This window comes from Pseudomonas sp. Emmai (assembly GCF_055179735.1).
Genome location: NZ_CM143685.1, coordinates 870,969 through 890,073 on the forward strand (window position 1 = coordinate 870,969; position 19,105 = coordinate 890,073).

Annotated in this window: 17 protein-coding genes and 1 riboswitch; of the genes, 11 read left to right on the forward strand and 6 right to left on the reverse strand. The window is 61.6% G+C overall.

The window, feature by feature from the left end:
* Window positions 1-106 precede the first annotated feature (106 nt).
* The 4 genes from ACY4LX_RS03860 to ACY4LX_RS03875 all read right to left on the reverse strand — a co-directional run bounded on the left by ACY4LX_RS03860 (window position 107) and on the right by ACY4LX_RS03875 (window position 3,539).
* Window positions 107-1,075: a metal ABC transporter ATPase gene (locus tag ACY4LX_RS03860; RefSeq protein WP_463259218.1), complete on the reverse strand. Its 969-nt coding sequence runs from the start codon at window positions 1,073-1,075 to the stop codon at window positions 107-109.
* Window positions 1,076-1,107: 32 nt separating this feature from the next.
* Window positions 1,108-1,920, reverse strand: coding sequence for an aldo/keto reductase (locus ACY4LX_RS03865; protein WP_463259219.1), 813 nt, complete (start codon window positions 1,918-1,920; stop codon window positions 1,108-1,110).
* Window positions 1,917-3,092, reverse strand: a complete 1,176-nt coding sequence (locus ACY4LX_RS03870) for an NAD(P)/FAD-dependent oxidoreductase (protein ID WP_463259220.1) — start codon at window positions 3,090-3,092, stop codon at window positions 1,917-1,919. The genes ACY4LX_RS03865 and ACY4LX_RS03870 overlap by 4 nt, the downstream gene beginning before the upstream one ends.
* Window positions 3,093-3,206: 114 nt before the next feature.
* Window positions 3,207-3,539, reverse strand: coding sequence for a DMT family transporter (locus tag ACY4LX_RS03875; RefSeq protein WP_463259221.1), 333 nt, complete (start codon window positions 3,537-3,539; stop codon window positions 3,207-3,209).
* Between the two features lie 103 nt (window positions 3,540-3,642).
* Here ACY4LX_RS03875 and ACY4LX_RS03880 point away from each other — a divergent pair, with 103 nt between their 5' ends.
* Together ACY4LX_RS03880 and waaA are read left to right on the forward strand one after the other, a co-directional pair.
* A complete protein-coding gene (locus ACY4LX_RS03880) occupies window positions 3,643-4,563 on the forward strand; it encodes a LysR family transcriptional regulator (RefSeq protein ID WP_149659248.1) in 921 nt (306 codons plus the stop codon).
* Entirely contained in the window at window positions 4,556-5,836 is a 1,281-nt protein-coding gene (gene waaA / locus ACY4LX_RS03885; RefSeq protein WP_463259222.1) for a lipid IV(A) 3-deoxy-D-manno-octulosonic acid transferase, read from the forward strand. Before ACY4LX_RS03880 ends, waaA begins: the two co-directional genes overlap by 8 nt.
* Before the next feature lie 198 nt (window positions 5,837-6,034).
* Here waaA and ACY4LX_RS03890 read toward each other — a convergent pair whose 3' ends face one another.
* On the reverse strand, window positions 6,035-7,468 hold the full coding sequence (locus tag ACY4LX_RS03890) for a TolC family outer membrane protein (protein ID WP_463259223.1): 1,434 nt from the start codon (window positions 7,466-7,468) through the stop codon (window positions 6,035-6,037).
* Window positions 7,469-7,660: 192 nt separating this feature from the next.
* Window positions 7,661-7,766, forward strand: a riboswitch (TPP riboswitch).
* A gap of 168 nt (window positions 7,767-7,934) precedes the next feature.
* Between ACY4LX_RS03890 and thiC the strand changes: the two genes are divergently transcribed.
* Both thiC and cytX read left to right on the forward strand, forming a co-directional pair.
* Entirely contained in the window at window positions 7,935-9,824 is a 1,890-nt protein-coding gene (gene thiC, locus ACY4LX_RS03895) for a phosphomethylpyrimidine synthase ThiC (RefSeq protein ID WP_149659251.1), read from the forward strand.
* 468 nt (window positions 9,825-10,292) lie between these two features.
* Window positions 10,293-11,573, forward strand: a complete 1,281-nt coding sequence (cytX, locus tag ACY4LX_RS03900) for a putative hydroxymethylpyrimidine transporter CytX (protein WP_463259224.1) — start codon at window positions 10,293-10,295, stop codon at window positions 11,571-11,573.
* On the opposite strand, the gene ACY4LX_RS03905 is transcribed toward cytX, so the two are convergent.
* The gene (locus ACY4LX_RS03905; protein ID WP_463259225.1) at window positions 11,542-12,285 is read right to left on the reverse strand and encodes an RsiV family protein; all 744 of its coding nucleotides are present in this window, start codon (window positions 12,283-12,285) and stop codon (window positions 11,542-11,544) included. The genes cytX and ACY4LX_RS03905 overlap by 32 nt on opposite strands.
* Before the next feature lie 228 nt (window positions 12,286-12,513).
* On the opposite strand from ACY4LX_RS03905, the gene ACY4LX_RS03910 reads away from it, so the two are divergent.
* The 7 genes from ACY4LX_RS03910 (at window position 12,514) to ACY4LX_RS03940 (ending at window position 19,104) form a co-directional block, all read left to right on the forward strand.
* Complete coding sequence (locus tag ACY4LX_RS03910; RefSeq protein WP_133840563.1) at window positions 12,514-13,131, forward strand: NUDIX domain-containing protein; 618 nt, start codon at window positions 12,514-12,516, stop codon at window positions 13,129-13,131.
* Entirely contained in the window at window positions 13,122-13,574 is a 453-nt protein-coding gene (locus tag ACY4LX_RS03915) for a DUF1249 domain-containing protein (protein ID WP_149659255.1), read from the forward strand. The genes ACY4LX_RS03910 and ACY4LX_RS03915 overlap by 10 nt, the downstream gene beginning before the upstream one ends.
* Before the next feature lie 99 nt (window positions 13,575-13,673).
* The gene (cpdA, locus tag ACY4LX_RS03920) at window positions 13,674-14,489 is read left to right on the forward strand and encodes a 3',5'-cyclic-AMP phosphodiesterase (protein WP_463259226.1); all 816 of its coding nucleotides are present in this window, start codon (window positions 13,674-13,676) and stop codon (window positions 14,487-14,489) included.
* 549 nt (window positions 14,490-15,038) lie between these two features.
* Entirely contained in the window at window positions 15,039-15,647 is a 609-nt protein-coding gene (locus ACY4LX_RS03925; protein ID WP_463259227.1) for a YqiA/YcfP family alpha/beta fold hydrolase, read from the forward strand.
* 42 nt (window positions 15,648-15,689) lie between these two features.
* Complete coding sequence (parE, locus tag ACY4LX_RS03930; protein WP_054053318.1) at window positions 15,690-17,594, forward strand: DNA topoisomerase IV subunit B; 1,905 nt, start codon at window positions 15,690-15,692, stop codon at window positions 17,592-17,594.
* Complete coding sequence (locus ACY4LX_RS03935; protein WP_463259228.1) at window positions 17,594-18,583, forward strand: esterase-like activity of phytase family protein; 990 nt, start codon at window positions 17,594-17,596, stop codon at window positions 18,581-18,583. Before parE ends, ACY4LX_RS03935 begins: the two co-directional genes overlap by 1 nt.
* On the forward strand, window positions 18,580-19,104 hold the full coding sequence (locus tag ACY4LX_RS03940) for a retropepsin-like aspartic protease family protein (RefSeq protein ID WP_149659259.1): 525 nt from the start codon (window positions 18,580-18,582) through the stop codon (window positions 19,102-19,104). Before ACY4LX_RS03935 ends, ACY4LX_RS03940 begins: the two co-directional genes overlap by 4 nt.
* Window position 19,105: the final 1 nt, after the last annotated feature.

Below are 19,105 nucleotides of genomic sequence, written 5' to 3' on the forward strand. Positions count from 1 at the left end.
CGTTCCCACGCTCTGCGTGGGAATGCCTCAATGGACGCTCTGCGTCCGCTGTTGGGACGCGGAGCGTCCCGGGCTGCATTCCCACGCGGAGCGTGGGAACGATCAATCAAGAGCCGACTTTCTTGCGCGGCACGATTTTCTTCAGCAGTTGCTTCGCCTTCCCCCGCAACCGCGCCAACCCCGAATCTTTCCCCGGTGGTGCCAGCCCTTGCTGGCGCACCCAATCCTTCCAGCGAATCCGCTCATCGCATACCAGCCAGCCTTCCTGCTGGGCAAAGCTCTCCGCCAGGTACAACCCACGCGTACTCGCCGGGTACAGCTGATCCTTTTTCAGCGTGTAGAGCTCAGCCATCGGCTGGCCATCCTCCAGGGGCATCAAGTACAAGTCTGGACGCTTGCGGTCCAGCCGCGCCACCAGTTGATCGCCCTCCAGGCGCTCGTCGACATGAAACAGGCTCAGGGATTTGGCTTCCTTGGGCACGTCCAGGCGCAAGTCGTAGATCAGTTGCAACGAAGCGGTTGGCAAATGCACGTAAGCCCGAGGCCGTTCGATCAACTGCATATTGGCGCAACGCACCGGTCGCGCCGCGCCGGACAGCGGCGTCAGGCGAAACGGCAGGGCTTCGCGATAATGCAGGGCGGACGAGTAGGGCGCAGGTAGCCAGGTGTCATTGAAACGCCCGGTCAACCAGCCTTCCGGGGTTTCCAGCAGGCACTCTTCGGCAATCTCCTGGATCGCCGTGTGCAGCGGCAGGTTCAGCTCGTGGGCCGGCACGTAACCGGAAATCAGCTTAAGCACCACGTCGCCACGGTCTTGCCGACGCTGGCGCACCAGCACCCAGTAATCGCGATTCTGCCAATGCAGGGTCAGGCGCACGGAGACCCCGAGATTGGCCAGTTCCAGGGCAAAGCGCTCGGTGTCGGCCACGGCCACCGGGCGGCGACGTTGCAGGGTCTGGGAGAAATTGAGCGGCATCCCGACGCTCTGGTAACTCAAGCCTTCGGGAGTCGCTTCGACGTACAACGGCAGGGTCTTGAAGTTGCTCGGGTTCTTTCTAATGAGCGTACGCGGCATGTCGGCTCCTGCTTAAGGCCGCGTGGGCGGCGTCAGTGACTACGAAGGACCTGGGCAACGGTCGCGACGTTGTGGGCGAGGTGCAGCGGATTGATGGTCCCGACAATAGCACTGGCAACACCCGGATGTTGGAACAACAACTCGAAGCTGGCACGCACCGGGTCTACGCCGGGGCTCAGGCACACATGACCGCTGGCGAGGGCCTTCTTGACCAGGATCGCTTTGCCATGGGCAGCAGCATAGTCAATCACGGCTTTTTCGTTTTGTTCGTTCAGATTGTAGGTGACCATAGCGCAATCACCTTGTTCCAGAGCCTTCAAACCGCCTTCGACGGTTTTGCCGGAAAAGCCGAAGCCGCGAATCTTGCCCTCGTTCTTCAGCTCGGCCAGGGTGGCATAGACCTCGCAGTCGTTGAGGATCCTAAGGTCGTTGCCGTCGGAGTGCACCAGCACCAGGTCGATAAAATCCGTTTCCAGACGTTGCAGGCTGCGCTCCAACGACAGGCGTGTGTGGGCGGCGCTGAAGTCGTGGCTCGACTGGCCATCGACAAACTCTTCGCCGACCTTGCTCACGATCACCCAGTCCTGACGCTGACCGCGCAGCAATGGGCCGAGGCGTTCTTCGCTGCGGCCATAGGCCGGGGCGGTGTCGATCAGGTTGATGCCCATGTCCCGGGCGAGTTTGAGCAACATGCGCGCTTCGTCATCGTCCGGGATCTGGAAACCGTTGGGATATTTCACGCCTTGGTCGCGACCGAGTTTCACGGTGCCCAGGCCCAGGGGCGAAACCAGCAGGCCGGTGCTGCCCAGCGGGCGATGCAAGTCGTGCAGGGTTTGTACGCTCATGGCAGCAGTTGCTCCCAGGCAGGGACGCCCATCGGTGGTTTCGGCAGTTCAGGCAACGGCGCGACAGGGCCGGGTTGAATGCCGTCCCGGGCGAGGCTGGCGATGACGCGGTCGGCGAAGTCCGGCGCCAGTGCCAGTTTGGTCGGCCAGCCGACCAGCAACCGCCCCTGTTCGGCCAGGAACGCATTGTCCGGGCGGCTCAGGCCGGTTTGCAGCGGCTCGGCGCGGTCCACGCGCAAGGTTGCCCATTGCACCGTGCTGAGGTCGATCCACGGCAGCAATTGCCCAAGTTCTTTTTGCGCGGTGGCGATTTGCTCGGCGGGTTCGCGGGCCACGCCTTCGGCTTCGGCGATGTCGCCGCCCATGTACCAGACCCACTGACCATCGGCGGCCGGGTGAGTGGTCACGGTGATGCGCGGCTTGGTGCCGCCGCCCAGGCAATGGGCGTACAGCGGTTTGAGGCTCGGGCCCTTGGCGATGATCATGTGCAACGGTCGACGCTGCATGGCGGGTTGAGTCAGCCCCAACGCTTCGAGCAACGCGGCCGTGCCACCGCCGGCGCTGAGGACGATGCGCTGGGCGCGGATCTCGCGTCCGTCGACCTTCAGACCAACCAGAATGCCACCGTCCAGCAACGGCTCAATTGTTTGCCCGGCGAGCAAACCGTCACCCGCCAGATCGGCCAGGCGCTGGATCAGACTCGGCACGTCGATCACCAATTCGGCCAGGCGATAGACCTTGCCCTTGAAGCGCTTGTCTTGCAGGGCTGGCGGCAGTTGATCGCCCTTGACCTGATCGACGCGGCCGCGCACGGCTTTGCTGGCGAAGAAACTGGTGAGGTTGCCGGCGATCGTGCCGGGGGACCAGAGGTAGTGAGCTTCGGACAACAGGCGCACGCCGCTCAGGTCCAGCTCGCCGTCACCGGCCAGCGCTTCACGCCAGCGTCGTGGCATGTCGGCGATGGCCTCCGAGGCGCCGGTCAGCGCACCGTGCAGCGCGTACTTGGCGCCGCCGTGGATGATGCCTTGGGATTTCACGCTCTGCCCGCCACCGAGGCTGGCGCTTTCCACCAGCACGGTCGAAAAACCCTGGCGGCGCAGACGCGCATTCAGCCAGAGGCCGGCGACACCAGCGCCGACAATCAGAACGTCGGTGGAAATAACGGATGGCATGCAGCAACCTCGGGCTAAGTGAAGCGGCAAGTTTCAAGCTTCAAGCCGCAAGCTGCAAGCAAGAACACATCGCGCACTTGCTTGCAGCTTATGGCTTGTCGCTTGTAGCCGCTCTTAATGCCCGGCGGTTTTGGAAAAGAGCTGGATCACGACGACACCCAACACAATCAGTCCCATCCCCAATATCGCCGGCACATCCAGTTTCTGGCCATAGATAAACAGCGCCGCCACGCTGACCATCACAATCCCCATGCCGGCCCACACCGCGTACGCCACGCCCACCGGCACGCTGCGCACCACCAGGGTCAGCATCCAGAAGGCGATGCCGTAGCCGACGATCACTAGGATCAGCGGCAGGGGTGTGCTGAAGCCTTTGACCGCTTTCATCGAAACAGTGGCGATCACTTCGGCGCAGATGGCAATGGCCAGGTAGTAGTAGGCGGTCATGGGGTAATCCTCGAATGAAGTGTTGCTCTCTGAGGTCGGCATTCTAGAGATTCCCCAGATGCGGTAAAGTCATTACCTATCTGCCGTAGAGATGGGTTGAGCCATGAACATGCAATGGAATCTGGAACAGCTGCGTTTGTTTGTCAGCGTAGCGGAACAGCGCTCGTTTTCGGCGGTGGCGCGGGACCAGCGCAAGGCGCAGTCGGCGGTCAGCAGTTCGATTGCGTTGCTGGAGGAAGACCTGGGCGTGAGCCTGTTCGACCGCAGCAGTGGCCGCCAGCCGAAGCTGACCGAGGCCGGCGGTGCGCTGCTGGAAGAGGCGCGGGAGGTGCTGCGTCAATGCGAACGCCTGAACGGTCGGGCGCTGGCGATGATGCGCGGTCAGGAAGCGCGTCTGCGGGTAGCGCAGGACGAGGCGATGCCTTATCAGCCGATCATCGAAAGCTTCGAAGCCCTGGCGGAAAAATTTCCCAGCCTCGAAGTGCAACTGACCAGCGCCGCCCAAGGCGATGTGGCGCGCAAACTGGTGGAGCGCCGGGCCGACCTGGGGCTGCTGTTCTTCCATGATCAGATTCCCGAAGCGCTGGAGCGCCGCGTCGTCGGCAGCGTCGAAATGGTCACCGTGTGCGGCAAGGGCCATCCGCTGGCGGCCATGGGCGAAGTCGATTGCCAGCAATTGGCGCAGCACCGGCAATTGCTGATGTCCACCGAGTCCAGCGTTTACCCCGGTAGCGAGCCCGCCAGTCCGCAAGTCTGGCGCGCCGACAGTTTTTATGTGATGGCCGAATGGCTGGTGCGCGGCCTCGGCTGGGCCTGGCTGCCCCGGCATGTGGTGCAGTACCCGACGTATCAGGATCAGATGGTCGAACTGGTCAGCGAATGGACCCCGCCGGCCCTGGTGGTGGAGCTGGTCTGGCGCCGCGACGAGCCGCTGGGTCCGGCGGCGCGTTGGTTGGCCGAACGTTTTGCCGTGCACTTGCAGGCGATCGGCTTAAAAACCGATAAACTCCGCCGCCATGAATAGAACTCTCTACACCGCGCTGTTTTACCTGGGGCTGCCATTGGTAGCGATTCGGCTATGGCTGCGTTCGCGCAAGGCGCCGGCGTATGCCAAACGCATTGGCGAGCGCTTCTCCTACGGCTTGCCGACGATGCAGCCGGGCGGCATCTGGGTGCACGCCGTGTCCGTGGGGGAGAGCATTGCGGCGGCGCCGATGATTCGCGCCTTGCTGCAACGCTATCCCGCGCTGCCGATCACCGTGACCTGCATGACCCCGACCGGCTCGGAGCGCATCCACGCCTTGTTTGCCAACGAGCCACGCATCCAGCACTGCTATCTGCCTTACGACTTGCCGTGCGCAGCGGCGCGGTTTCTCGATCGGGTTCAGCCGAAACTGGCGGTGATCATGGAAACCGAGCTGTGGCCCAACCACATCCACCAATGTGCCAAGCGTGGGATTCCTGTGGCGCTGGCTAATGCGCGGCTGTCCGAGCGCTCGGCCAAGGGCTATGGCCGCTTCCACAAACTGACCGGGCCGATGCTGGCCGAGATGAGCCTGTTCGCGGTGCAGACCGAGGCCGAGGCCGAGCGTTTCCGTACACTCGGTGCGCGTGCGGAAACGGTCGAGGTCACCGGTTCGATCAAGTTCGACCTGACCATCGACCCGCAATTGCTTGAGCGCGCCGCCGAGTTGCGCGGGCAATGGCAGGCGCTGGAGCGTCCGGTATGGATCGCCGCGAGTACCCACGAAGGTGAAGACGAAGTGGTGCTGGCCGCCCATCGCCGGTTGCTGGCCAATCACCCCGATGCGTTGCTGATCCTGGTGCCGCGTCACCCGGAGCGTTTCAATTCGGTGTTCGAGTTGTGCAAGCAGCAGGGTTTCGCCACGGTGCGCCGCTCCACCGGCGAGCCGGTCACCGCCGATACGTCGGTGCTGCTGGGCGACACCATGGGCGAGTTGCTGTTTCTTTACGCACTGGCCGACAGCGCGTTTGTTGGCGGCAGCCTGGTGCCGAATGGCGGGCATAACCTGCTGGAACCGGCAGCACTGGCCAAGCCTGTTTTGAGCGGCCCGCACCTGTTCAACTTCCTCGAAATCGCCGCGCAATTGCGCAGCGCCGGGGCGTTGGCGGAAGTCGATGATGCCGAAGGGTTGGCGGTGGCGGTGCAGCGGTTATTCGAATTGCCGCGGGATGCGCAGCGGATGGCGGAGGCGGGGTTGAAGGTGATGCGCACCAATCAAGGCGCATTGCAGCGGTTGTTGGATGGGTTGGGACGGTTGATCGACAAATCCTGATCCACCGCTGATCAACCTGTGGGAACAAGCTTTTGTGGCGAGGGAGCTTGCTCCCGCTCGGCTGCGCAGCAGTCGTAAAATCAGCCAATGCGGTTTACCTGACAGACCGCATGCTCAGGGTTTGGGGCTGCTTCGCAGCCCAGCGGGAGCAAGCTCCCTCGCCACAGGTAAGCGTCGCTACAACATTCACGTTTGCCCTTAGGGCCGGGCCTTCAATTGCTCGGCCGCAGCCTTGGCCAGATCCGGCGGCAGGAAGTCTTTATCGGGGTTGTAGTCAGCCTTGAGATAACGCGACAAATCCTGCAAATCCCCCGGGTTTAACGTGCCCGCTGCCTGCTTCAAACGCAGGTTGTCGAGGATGTAGTCGTAGCGGGTGTTGTTGTAGTTGCGCACCGAGGTGTACAGCTGACGCTGGGCGTCGAGCACGTCGACGATGTTGCGCGTGCCCACCTGGTAACCGATTTCGGTGGCTTCCACCGCGCTCTGGTTAGAGATGATCGACTGCTTGCGCGCCTGCACCTGCTCGACATCGGTGTTCACCGCGCGGTGCAGGTTGCGGGTGTTTTCCACCACTTGCCGGCGCAGTTGCTCGCGCTGTTGCTCGGTTTGATCCAGGCGTGAATACGACTCGCGCACCTGGGAGTTGATCAGGCCGCCGCTGTAGATCGGGATGTTCACTTGCAAACCGACGGTGGTCTGCTCGACGTTGCCGCCGTAAGGCTGGCCGAAGGCGCTCGGGTTGCTGAAGCCCAGCGCGTCGTTGTCACCCTTTTCGTACTTAGCTACCGCATCCAGCGTCGGCGCGTGGCCGGCCTTGCGTTGCTTGAGGGTTTCTTCGGCGGCGCTGACCGCGTAGTTGCTGGCCAGCAGGTTGAGGTTCTGTTTGGCGGCGGTGTCGACCCAGGCCTTGGCGTCGTTCGGCGCTGGCGGCAGGATCGGCAAGGTGTGGACGATGCCCTGGATCGCGTTGTACTGACGGTTGGTCAGGGTGATCAGGGCTTCGAACGCATCATCCACCTGGCGCTGGGCGAGGATCCGATTGGCTCGGGCGGTGTCGTAGCTGGCCTGGGATTGCAGCACGTCGGTCTTGTCCGACAGGCCGACATCGAAGCGCTCGTTGGACTGGTCGAGCTGACGCTTGAACGCCGCTTCTTCAGCCTTGGTCGAGGCCAGGTTGTCCTGGCTGCGCAGCACGTTGAAATAGCTTTCCGCCGATTGCAGGATCAGGTTCTGCTCGGTGGCTGACAGTTGCAGCGAGGCTTGCTCGTTGACGTCCTTGGCGGCCTGGAACTGGAACCAGCGATCGGCACGGAACAGTGGCTGGGCCAAGGTCGCCTGATAGGAATGAGCGTTGCGGTTGGCGGTGCCCGACGGTTGATCGAGCTGGGTGCGCACGGAACTCAAATTGGCCCCGCCCGACAGGTTCGGCAGCAGCCCGGCGCGGGCCTGGGGCACGACTTCTTTCTGGGCGCCATATTGGGCGCGGGCGGCCGCCAGGTCGGCGTTGTTGTCCACCGCTTCCTGGTAGACGCTGACCAGATCGGTCTTGGTGGATAAGGGCGCTTCTGCTGCCCAGGCCATTCCATTGGAAGCACAAGACACGGCAAGGGCCAGTGAGAGTTTGCGCAGCATGCGGCCATCCCTAAAAAATTACGCTGATAATTTGAGCGCCAAAGGTAAGGCGCGGCCCGCGCAGCGTCAAGGCGCAGCACGGCGTAGCGAGTGTAGTTGCACGGGCGTACCGCAACAATCTGGTAATTGCGCCATTCATCATGGTGTTTACCGCGGTGTTGGCGTTCTTTGCCAGTTGTGTCTAGACTGGCCGGGTTCTTGTCGGGGTGCCTTGCTATGAGGCTGAGATCGAATAATTTCGGATCCCGTTGAACCTGATCAGGTTAGCGCCTGCGTAGGGAACAAGATTTCTCGTCACCCGGCGAGTCCTCTTGTGCTTCGTCCGGGATGTTGTTCGACAATCGAACACCCCTCGAGCACTGAGCACAGCACCAACGGCATTTCTATCGCTGATTGGTCGCGTCCATTCGTTACAGGTTCACTCCGACAAAATTCCACTGCCTGGATGCTGTCTGGAGAGCCCGTGATGACGATAAAACTAAAAAATACGACGAACCTGAGTGATTCGGCCCAAGTCGATCAACAATCGGTTCAACCGTTTACCCGCTCGCAAAAAATCTATGTCCAGGGCTCCCGCCCGGACATCCTCGTGCCAATGCGCGAAATCAGCCTCGACGTAACTCCGACCGATTTTGGCGGTGAGATCAACGCGCCGGTCGTGGTGTACGACACCTCGGGCCCGTACACCGACCCCAACGTCATCATCGACGTGCGCAAAGGCCTGGGCGATATTCGCTCGCCGTGGATCGAGTCCCGTGGCGACACCGAGCGCCTGCCGGGCCTGAGCTCCAACTTCGGCCAGGAACGCCTCGCCGATGCCGAATTGACCAAGCTGCGTTTCGCCCACGTCAACAACCCGCGTCGGGCCAAGGCCGGGGCCAACGTCAGCCAGATGCACTACGCGCGCAAAGGCATCATCACCGCCGAGATGGAATACGTCGCCATCCGCGAAAACATGAAGCTCGAAGTGGCCCGTGCCGCCGGGCTGCTGGACCAGCAACACGCCGGTCACAGCTTCGGTGCCAGCGTGCCGAAAATCATCACCCCCGAATTTGTCCGTGACGAAATCGCCCGCGGTCGCGCGATCATCCCGGCCAACATCAACCACACCGAACTGGAACCGATGATCATCGGCCGTAACTTCCTGGTGAAGATCAACGGCAACATCGGCAACAGCGCTTTGGGTTCGTCCATCGAAGAAGAAGTGGCGAAACTGACCTGGGGCATTCGCTGGGGTTCGGACACGGTCATGGACCTGTCCACCGGCAAGCACATTCACGAAACCCGCGAGTGGATCATCCGCAACTCGCCGGTGCCGATCGGTACCGTGCCGATTTATCAAGCGCTGGAAAAAGTCGACGGCGCCGCCGAAGACCTGACCTGGGAGTTGTTCCGCGACACGCTGATCGAGCAAGCCGAGCAGGGCGTCGACTACTTCACCATCCACGCCGGCGTGCTGTTGCGCTACGTGCCGCTGACCGCCAAGCGCGTGACCGGCATCGTGTCCCGTGGCGGTTCGATCATGGCCAAGTGGTGCCTGGCGCACCACAAGGAAAACTTCCTCTACACCCATTTCGAAGACATCTGCGAAATCATGAAGGCCTACGACGTCAGCTTCTCGCTGGGCGATGGCCTGCGTCCGGGTTCGATTGCCGACGCCAACGACGCCGCGCAATTCGGTGAGCTGGAAACCCTAGGCGAGCTGACCAAAATCGCGTGGAAACACGACGTGCAATGCATGATCGAAGGCCCGGGCCACGTGCCGATGCAGTTGATCAAAGAGAACATGGACAAGCAGCTTGAGTGCTGCGACGAGGCGCCGTTCTACACCCTCGGCCCGCTGACCACCGACATCGCGCCGGGATACGACCACATCACCTCCGGCATCGGTGCGGCGATGATCGGCTGGTTCGGTTGCGCCATGCTTTGCTACGTCACGCCGAAGGAACACTTGGGCCTGCCGAACAAGGATGACGTGAAGACCGGGATCATCACCTACAAGATCGCGGCCCATGCCGCCGATCTGGCGAAGGGGCATCCGGGCGCGCAGATTCGCGACAATGCCTTGAGCAAGGCGCGGTTCGAATTCCGCTGGGAAGACCAGTTCAACCTCGGCCTCGACCCGGACACCGCCCGTTCGTATCACGATGAAACCCTGCCGAAGGATTCGGCCAAGGTCGCGCACTTCTGCTCCATGTGCGGGCCGAAGTTCTGTTCGATGAAAATCACCCAGGAAGTCCGCGAATACGCGGCCAACCAGCGGATCGAAACCATCGATGCCGAAGTCGCCCAGGGACTGGCGGACCAGGCAGAGCGGTTCAAGCAGGAAGGCAGTCAGCTGTACAAGAAGATCTAAGCGGCAAGTTGCAAGCGGCAAGCGGCAAGTTAGAAGCAAGGCTGGATCTGCTTTTCCTTGAGGCTTGCCGCTTGAAGGTAGTAACCCATGTTGCAGCCCGGAACGCTCCGCGTCCCCGAACGGCGTGACGCAGAGCGTCACAGGAGGCATTCCCACGCGGAGCGTGGGAACGATCAAAAGATCTAAGCGGCAAGTTGCAAGCGGCAAGTTAGAAGCAAGGCTGGATCTGCTTTTCCTTGAGGCTTGCCGCTTGAAGGTAGTAACCCATGTTGCAGCCCGGAACGCTCCGCGTCCCCGAACGGCGTGACGCAGAGCGTCACAGGAGGCATTCCCACGCGGAGCGTGGGAACGATCAAAAGATCTAAGCGGCAAGTTGCAAGCGGCAAGTTAGAAGCAAGGCTGGATCTGCTTTTCCTTGAGGCTTGCCGCTTGAAACTAGTAACCCATCTTTCCCTCGAGATACCTGACTTGAACACCTATTCCCCTGACACAGCCGTACCCGCCGATAGGCGCGTCTTCGGCGGTCGCGATCTGTTTTCCCTGTGGTTTTCCCTCGGCATCGGCCTGATGGTCTTGCAGACCGGCGCATTGCTCGCGCCGGGCCTGGGCCTGTCTGGCTCGTTGCTGGCGATCTTCCTCGGCACGCTGGTCGGCGTTTTGCTGCTGGCCGCCGTGGGCGTGATCGGCAGCGACACCGGCCTGTCGTCGATGGCCGCGCTCAAGCTCAGCCTCGGCAAACATGGCGCGAGCCTGCCGGCGGTGCTGAACCTGCTGCAGCTGATCGGTTGGGGCTCGTTCGAAATCATCGTCATGCGCGACGCCGCCAGCCTGCTCGGCGCCCGGGCGTTCAGCGAAGGCAGCTTGCTGTCGAACCCTTTGCTCTGGACCGTGTTCTTCGGTGGCTTGGCAACCTTGCTCGCCGTCAGCGGCCCGCTGACGTTCGTGCGGCAGATCCTGCGCAAATGGGGTATCTGGTTGCTGCTGGCCGCGTGCCTCTGGCTGACCTGGAACCTGTTCGCCAAAGCCGATCTGGCCGCGTTGTGGGCTCAGGCCGGTGACGGTTCGATGCCGTTCGCCGTGGGCTTCGACATTGCGATTGCGATGCCGCTGTCGTGGCTGCCGCTGATTGCCGACTACTCGCGTTTCGGCAAACGCGCGAAAAACGTGTTCGGCGGAACGGCGTTGGGCTTCTTTATCGGTAACTTCTGGCTGATGAGCCTGGGCGTGGCCTACACGCTGGCGTTCGCGCCGAGCGGTGAAGTGAATGCCTTGCTGCTGGCGTTGGCCGGGGCCGGCCTGGGGATTCCGCTGCTGCTGATTCTGCTGGACGAGTCGGAAAACGCTTTCGCCGATATTCACTCGGCGGCGGTGTCGAGCGGGATTCTGTTGCGCTTGAAAGTCGAGCATCTGGCGTTGGCCATTGGTGTGATTTGCACACTGATCGCCTGCCTGGCGCCATTGGCCCAGTACCAGAACTTCCTGCTGTTGATCGGTTCGGTGTTTGCGCCGCTGTTCGGCGTGGTGCTGGTGGATCACTTCATCCTGCGCAAACGCAGTGCCCAGGTCGCGTCAGCCGCGTTGCGCTGGCCGGCGTTGCTCGCCTGGCTGGGCGGGGTGAGCACTTATCATCTGCTGGCGAATCTGTATCCGGATGTCGGCGCAACCCTGCCGTCGCTGGTACTGGCAGGGCTGCTGCAACTCGTGCTCGGTCGAGCCTTCAGTTACGGCCGGGAAACAGCTCGGGCCTGAGAATACCGTTCAGGCGCGGGTAGGGGATCTTCAGTTCGATGTGGCCCAGGGCGTAAGGCGCGATGGTGCTCACTTCGTACTTGAGGATCACCCCGCCGTAGGTCAGCGCCACGTTCTGGGTTTTCTGGAAATGCCAGTTCTTCAGGAAATCCGGCTCCTGATCGAGTTTGGTGCTGATCAGCCAGCTGTTGTGTGCCACCTGCGCGGCTTTCCAGAACGCCTCTTCCTGCCCCGGCAGCAACATGTCCGACAACGTCAGCACTTTGTGCTGCTGGCGCGAATAGTTGATGAAGCTGCGGCCCGGCGTGCCATGGGCGCCGCCGGTGTCCAGGTAGCTGGAAAACTCGACGATCACCAAGCCGTCATGCTGTTCACGTACTTTGGCCTGCAAGTAGCTGCTGGAGCGCGGTGCCGCGGTGCGCAGGAACTGATCGCGGTAGGCGGCCAGGGTCGGCGCCGCCGGAGCGTCCGGGGTGCGGGTCAATTGCAGCAGGTTCTTTTCAACGATGCCGTCCAGTTGTGGCTCGGCGGGGAATGTCAGGGTATCGATGTTCACCAGTGGGCAGTCAGGCGTGGTGCAACCCGGTTTCAGGATTTCCGAAGCATCGCGGGTGGTTTCCAGCGGCGTGCGGTAGTTGGGTTGGAACAGGCTCTGGCAAGCGCCCAGCGTCAGGGCGATAGCGGCCACGGAGGCGATTTTAAAAAGCGACATGGGCGTCCTTCATAAAACAGGGAAAGGCGAAAAGTTACCGCTTCGACTGTCAACGAAGCAGTCAGTTCGCCACTAAGCTAATTAGAGTTGGTTTCGCCCTCACCGTCTATCCCGCTGAAGGTAAAGGGGCTGCATCAAACATCAACGGCGCGTTAGGATGGCGCGAAGTCGAGGCTGCCAGGTACAAAAAAGGCGCCTCGTAACGGATTGCAGTAAACGAGGATTGTCATGACTGATTTTGCCAACGCCATTCCGACCACCGTTGAGATCGTTCGGCGCGAGCAGTGCTACGCGGGCTTCTACAAGCTCGACCGCCTGCATTTGCGCCATGAATTATTCGCCGGCGGCATGAGTCGCGAGATCAATCGTGAAGTGTTCGTGCGCCACGATGCGGTGTGCGTGCTGCCCTACGATCCGCAACGCGATGAAGTGGTGTTGATCGAGCAGTTCCGGGTCGGCGCCATGGGCAAGACCAGCAACCCGTGGCTGATCGAGCTGGTCGCCGGTCTGATCGATAAAGACGAAGAACCGGAAGAAGTTGCTCACCGTGAAGCGCAGGAGGAAGCTGGGCTTGTGTTCGGGGCGCTGTGGCCGATGACCAAATATTTTCCATCGCCCGGCGGCAGTAACGAATTCGTGCATTTGTACCTGGGGCGTTGTGAAACCAACGGAGTAGGCGGCCTGCATGGACTGGCAGAAGAAGCGGAAGATATCCGCGTCACGGTCTGGGCGTTCGAAGATGCGCTGCAAGCCGTACGCGACGGACGAATTGCCAACGCGGCCAGCATCATTGCTTTGCAATGGCTTGCTTTGAACCGCGCTGAAGTGAGGGGGTTATGGTCGTAAACAAGCTGCGCGATCGCTATCGGGTGGACCTCGTGGGGCTGCAAGCCTCCTGCGAGGCGAACTATGCGCGTTTGATGCGACTACTGCCCGACATGCGCAGCGAACCCGAGGCCCGGCGCATCGCCGTGACCCAGGGCGAGCAGATGCTGGGCGTGCTGGCCCTGGAAGTGCTGCAAGTCAATCCGTACACCACCACCCTGCAAGTGCGCCAGGAACACAGCCTGCCGTGGTTGCCGGTGCCGCAACTGGAAGTCCAGGTCTACCACGACGCGTGCATGGCCGAGGTCGTCAGCGCCGAACATGCAAGACGCTTCCGGGGCATCTATCCTTACCCGAACGCCGCGATGCATCAGCCGGATGAAAAGGCGCAGCTCAATCTGTTCCTGGGGGAATGGCTGAGCCACTGTCTGGCGTGTGGGCACGAGTACGCCGTCGTGCGATAGATGTGAACTGCGTCCGGTTCACAGGTTTCCTCTTTTGACCGTCCCCCAGCATAATTGCGGCCTCTATCCAACCCCGTGATTCACCCCTGGGAGAACGCCTTGCCGAGCGTATCCACATTGACCACCGCCGATCCGGCGTTGCTGGTGCAAATCTCCGACAGTCATTTGTTCGCCGAGGCGGATGGCACGTTGCTGGGCATGAATACCCGCGAGAGCCTGCAAAAGGTCATTGAACTGGTGCGTGTGCAACAGCCGCGAATCGATCTGATCATTGCCAGTGGCGACCTGTCCCAGGACGGCACGCTGGAGTCGTATCAGCTTTTTCGCGACCTGACCCGGCAGCTCGATGCCCCGGCGCGCTGGATTCCCGGCAATCACGATGAACCGCGGATCATGGCTGAAGCGGCGGTGCAGAGTGCGTTGCTGGAGCCGGTGGTGGACATCGGTAACTGGCGGGTGACGTTGCTCGATTCCGCTGTGCCGGGGTCGGTGCCGGGGTATTTGCAGGATGAGCAGTTGCAGTTGCTGGCTCGTTCGCTGAGCGAGGCGCCGGAGCGGCATCATCTGGTGTGTTTCCATCATCATCCGGTGTCGATCGGGTGTGCGTGGATGGAGCCGATTGGGTTGCGCAATCCTGAGGGGTTGTTTGCGGTGCTGGATCGGTTTCCTCAGGTGCGCGCCGTTTTGTGGGGGCATGTGCATCAGGAGATCGATCAGATGCGCGAGGGGGTGCGGTTGATGGCTTCGCCTTCGACTTGCATTCAGTTTGAGCCGGGGAGTGAGGATTTCAAGGTCGGGGAGCAGGCGCCGGGGTATCGGTGGTTGCGGCTTTTGCCTGATGGCCTGATTGAAACTGGGGTTGAGCGTGTTACTGGTTTCGAGTTTACGGTTGATTACGGTTCCAACGGTTACTGAGACTTGGCGGCCTTTGGGCCGACCATACTCTTGGTTGGTGTACATATCCATTTCTGCGGTAACGGCGGCTTATGGTTCCGCTCTTACAGCGGGTCACTTTTGGCAAACGCCCCAAAAGTAACCAAAAGGTCTCGCCCCAGCGTCCGGCCCCTCGCTGAGGCTCGGCGTTCCTTCGCTCCGGTGTCCATCTGGGGGCATCGCCTCCGGTCGGCTTCGCTTCGACCTCCTCTCGATGTGTGCGGCTTCGCCGCACGGCGCTACGCGCCCACCCCCAGATGAACACCTCCACTCAGCCTCCCGAAGGGGCGGGTAGAGCAAGATCAAAAGCAGGCGAGCTAACGCTCGGCCTAATGAGTGGTGAAGAGCGGGGCGGTGTACATCAATCCTGTAGGAGCGAGGCTTGCCCGCGAAGGCGTCCTGACAGACGACCGATCCGTCCCGGATGCAACGATTCTGTACGTGACCGTGTTCATTTCGATGGATGCTGGCGCCAACATTCCTCGTCTCCCTGTAAACTGCGCCTCTTTACCCGACGCCCAGGGAGTTCAAATGTCCGGTTCGATCCTTTATATCCACGGTTTCAACAGTGCGCCGGCCTCGAAGAAGGCCTGCCAGTTGATCAATGTGATGGAGCGCCTGGGCTTGAGCGATCAGTTGCAGGTTCCGGCCTTGCATCACCACCCACGTGAGGCCATCGGTCAGTTGAACCGGGCGATCGAGGAGCTTGGGCGGCCGCTGCTGGTCGGAAGCTCACTCGGCGGCTACTATGCGACTCACTTGGCCGAGCACCATGGCCTCAAGGCCCTGCTGATCAACCCTGCCGTCAGTCCGCACCGGATGTTTGACGGGTATCTGGGGACGCAGAAAAACCTGTATACCGATGAGGCCTGGGAATTGACCCACGACCATGTGACGGCCTTGGCCGAGCTGGAAGTGCCGGCGCCCCGGGACCCGCAGCGTTATCAGGTGTGGTTGCAGACCGGCGATGAAACGCTGGACTATCGCCTCGCCCAGCAGTATTACCGCGCCTGTGCCTTGCGCATCCAGGCCGGCGGCGACCATAGTTTCCAGGGTTTTGCCGGGCAATTGCCGGCCATGTTGAGTTTTGCCGGCATCGGCGCAGATTTGTATCAGTCGATTGATTTCACCGCACTGTGAATCATCGCCCCCCATTTAAACGAACACTGACGACGAGACCCCATGGCCACTCCCAGCGCTAGCTCTTATAACGCAGACGCCATCGAAGTCCTCTCGGGCCTCGACCCGGTGCGCAAACGCCCCGGCATGTACACCGACACCAGTCGGCCGAACCACCTCGCCCAGGAAGTCATCGACAACAGCGTCGACGAAGCCTTGGCCGGGCACGCGACTTCGGTGCAGGTCATCCTGCACGCCGATCACTCCCTGGAAGTCAGCGATGATGGCCGTGGCATGCCGGTGGACATTCACCCGGAAGAGGGCGTGTCGGGCGTCGAGCTGATCCTCACCAAGCTTCATGCGGGCGGCAAGTTTTCCAACAAGAACTACCAGTTCTCCGGCGGTTTGCACGGGGTGGGTATTTCCGTGGTCAACGCCTTGTCGAACGAAGTCCGGGTGCGCGTAAAGCGTGACGGCAACGAATACCAGATGACCTTCGCCGACGGTTACAAGAAAACCGAGCTGGAAGTCATTGGCACCGTCGGCAAGCGCAACACCGGCACCAGCGTGTTCTTCGCGCCGGACCCGAAGTACTTCGATTCACCGAAATTCTCCATCAGCCGCCTCAAGCACGTGCTCAAGGCCAAGGCTGTTCTGTGCCCGGGGTTGCTGGTCAGTTTTGAAGACAAGGCCACCGGCGAAAAAGTCGAATGGCATTACGAAGACGGCCTGCGCTCCTACCTGGTGGACGCGGTCAACGGCTTCGAACGCCTGCCGGACGAGCCGTTCTGCGGCAGCCTGGCCGGTAATAAGGAGGCGGTGGATTGGGCGCTGCTGTGGTTGCCGGAAGGTGGCGACAGTGTGCAGGAAAGCTACGTCAACCTGATCCCGACGGCCCAGGGCGGTACCCACGTCAACGGTTTGCGCCAGGGCTTGCTCGATGCGATGCGCGAGTTCTGCGAATTCCGTAGCCTCTTGCCACGGGGCGTGAAGCTGGCGCCGGAAGACGTCTGGGAACGCATCGCCTTCGTGTTGTCGATGAAGATGCAGGAACCGCAATTCTCCGGCCAGACCAAGGAACGCCTGTCGTCCCGTGAAGCGGCGGCGTTCGTCTCCGGCGTGGTCAAGGACGCGTTCAGCCTGTGGCTCAACGCCAACCCGGAAACCGGCATGCTGCTGGCGGAACTGGCGATCAACAACGCCGGCCGTCGCTTGAAGGCGAGCAAAAAGGTCGAGCGCAAGCGCGTCACTGCCGGTCCGGCACTGCCGGGCAAACTCGCCGATTGCGCCGGGCAGGACCCGATGCGTTCCGAGCTGTTCCTGGTCGAAGGTGACTCCGCTGGCGGTTCGGCCAAGCAGGCGCGGGACAAAGAGTTTCAAGCGATCCTGCCGTTGCGCGGCAAGATCCTGAACACCTGGGAAGTCGACGGCAGCGAAGTGCTGGCCAGCCAGGAAGTGCACAACATCGCCGTGGCCATCGGCGTCGATCCGGGCTCGGCGGACATCGCCCAGCTGCGCTACGGCAAGATCTGCATCCTCGCCGACGCCGACTCCGACGGCCTGCACATCGCCACACTGCTCTGCGCGTTGTTCGTCCAGCATTTCCGGCCGTTGGTGGATGCCGGTCACGTCTACGTCGCCATGCCGCCGCTGTACCGCATCGACTTGGGCAAAGAGATTTACTACGCCCTCGACGAAGCCGAGCGCGATGGCATCCTCGATCGCCTGGTGGCCGAGAAGAAACGCGGCAAGCCGCAGGTCACACGATTCAAAGGCCTGGGTGAAATGAACCCGCCGCAGCTGCGCGAAACCACCATGGACCCGAACACGCGGCGCCTGGTGCAGCTGACGCTGGACGATTTCGAAGCAACTTCGGAAATGATGGACATGCTGCTGGCGAAGAAACGCGCCGGTGATCGCAAATCCTGGCTGGAGTCCAAGGGCAACCTGGCCGAGGTTCTGGGCTGATGCGGTTTGGCTTTGCCCTGGCGTGTGCGTTGCTGCTGACCTCGTTTTCGGTGTCTGCCGAGCCGGCGCCGGAGCTGCGCGTGTTGTCCGAGCATGCCGTCGATGGCATGCGCGGCGGCAACCTGTCGGGGCTGGCCCAGTGTGGCAAGGACCTGTGGACCGTTTCCGATCGCGACGACGATCAAATCTACCGCCTCGATACGACCGCCAGCACCTGGCAAGCCGAACCCGTGCACATCGATGTGCCCGAGGTGCCGGATACCGGTTTGCCCTGGGGTTTGCGTTCGCGGACCTGGGCGGCGTCTTTCGTGCGCGGCGGGGACCTGGATTTCGAAGGCATCACCTGCGACAGCGCCGGCAATCGTTACATTGTCAGCGAAGGCCATGCGGCCGTCTTGCAAGTGCCGCCAACGGGCCCGGCGAACTGGCTGAAAATCTCGCCCATGATGGTTCGCGAAGCACGGGCTCGGGGCATGTTGCTGCAATTCAATGCGATATTCGAAGGCCTGGCGATCAATCCGGCAGGCGACCAGATGTGGCTCGCCGCCGAGCGTCAAAGCCGGGGCTTGCTGCTGATCAAACGTCAGCAGACCGTGTGGGATTGCGACGGTCGCTGTGTGCTGTTGAGTGAAGCCGGCAAGGAAATGCAGCCGCCGCAGTTTCCCAAGGCCCGCGCGGTTGACCGGGATTTTTCCGACCTGTCGTTGTTCGAGGGCAAGCTGTTTACCCTTGAGCGCAACGCCTATCAGATTTGTCGCCGCGACCCGCAGACGGCCAAGGTCGAGCGCTGCTGGTCGTATGCCGCTGAGCTGTTGCAGGAAAACCGGCGTTATTCGCAGAACTTTGGTTTGGAGGAAGCATTGATCATCGACGCCGATGGCGCCTGGATCGGTGTCGACAACAATTTCGGCCCTCGCGCCGATGGTGAAGTCCGCCCGGTTGTCTGGCGCTTCGCCGCGCCGGAAGGTGGCTGGAGCGCCAAGCCATGAGCCAGCAACCGCCGGGTAAACGTGCCGGTCGGGTGTTTATGGTGTTGGCCTGGTGCGCGGCGCTGTTTTTGGCCACGCGGTTTTTCGGGCAGTGGGAACAGCGTCAGCAAAACCCCAATGCGGTGGTCACTTCACAGCAGGGCGAAGGATTTGTCGAAGTGAAACTGGTCAGTAACAGCCAGGGTCATTTCGTCGCCAGCGGCCAGATCAACGGCCAGCCGGTGGATTTCATGCTGGATACCGGGGCGACCGATGTGTCGATCCCGGCCAGCCTGGCCGAACGGCTGAAACTGGAGGAGGGCTTCGGGGTGACCCTGAGCACGGCCAACGGTTTGAGTCAGGGTTACCGAACCCGCATCGACCGGCTGCAACTGGGCGATATCGTGCTGCGTGATGTTCGCGCGCTGGTCGCGCCAGGGCTGGATGGCAATCAGGTGCTGCTCGGCATGAGCGCACTGAACAAACTTGAATTTACCCAGCGCGGTGGCACCATGCTGCTGCGCCAGACAACGAACCGATGAG

Excerpts from the sequence above, each read along its gene's own strand:
- ACY4LX_RS03860 (WP_463259218.1), bottom strand. The coding sequence starts at position 1,075 with ATGCCGCGTACGCTCATTAGAAAGAACCCGAGCAACTTCAAGACCCTG.
- ACY4LX_RS03865 (WP_463259219.1), bottom strand. The coding sequence starts at position 1,920 with ATGAGCGTACAAACCCTGCACGACTTGCATCGCCCGCTGGGCAGCACC.
- ACY4LX_RS03870 (WP_463259220.1), bottom strand. The coding sequence starts at position 3,092 with ATGCCATCCGTTATTTCCACCGACGTTCTGATTGTCGGCGCTGGTGTC.
- ACY4LX_RS03875 (WP_463259221.1), bottom strand. The coding sequence starts at position 3,539 with ATGACCGCCTACTACTACCTGGCCATTGCCATCTGCGCCGAAGTGATC.
- ACY4LX_RS03880 (WP_149659248.1), top strand. The coding sequence starts at position 3,643 with ATGAACATGCAATGGAATCTGGAACAGCTGCGTTTGTTTGTCAGCGTA.
- waaA (WP_463259222.1), top strand. The coding sequence starts at position 4,556 with ATGAATAGAACTCTCTACACCGCGCTGTTTTACCTGGGGCTGCCATTG.
- ACY4LX_RS03890 (WP_463259223.1), bottom strand. The coding sequence starts at position 7,468 with ATGCTGCGCAAACTCTCACTGGCCCTTGCCGTGTCTTGTGCTTCCAAT.
- thiC (WP_149659251.1), top strand. The coding sequence starts at position 7,935 with ATGACGATAAAACTAAAAAATACGACGAACCTGAGTGATTCGGCCCAA.
- ACY4LX_RS03905 (WP_463259225.1), bottom strand. The coding sequence starts at position 12,285 with ATGTCGCTTTTTAAAATCGCCTCCGTGGCCGCTATCGCCCTGACGCTG.
- ACY4LX_RS03910 (WP_133840563.1), top strand. The coding sequence starts at position 12,514 with ATGACTGATTTTGCCAACGCCATTCCGACCACCGTTGAGATCGTTCGG.
- ACY4LX_RS03915 (WP_149659255.1), top strand. The coding sequence starts at position 13,122 with ATGGTCGTAAACAAGCTGCGCGATCGCTATCGGGTGGACCTCGTGGGG.
- ACY4LX_RS03925 (WP_463259227.1), top strand. The coding sequence starts at position 15,039 with ATGTCCGGTTCGATCCTTTATATCCACGGTTTCAACAGTGCGCCGGCC.
- parE (WP_054053318.1), top strand. The coding sequence starts at position 15,690 with ATGGCCACTCCCAGCGCTAGCTCTTATAACGCAGACGCCATCGAAGTC.
- ACY4LX_RS03935 (WP_463259228.1), top strand. The coding sequence starts at position 17,594 with ATGCGGTTTGGCTTTGCCCTGGCGTGTGCGTTGCTGCTGACCTCGTTT.
- ACY4LX_RS03940 (WP_149659259.1), top strand. The coding sequence starts at position 18,580 with ATGAGCCAGCAACCGCCGGGTAAACGTGCCGGTCGGGTGTTTATGGTG.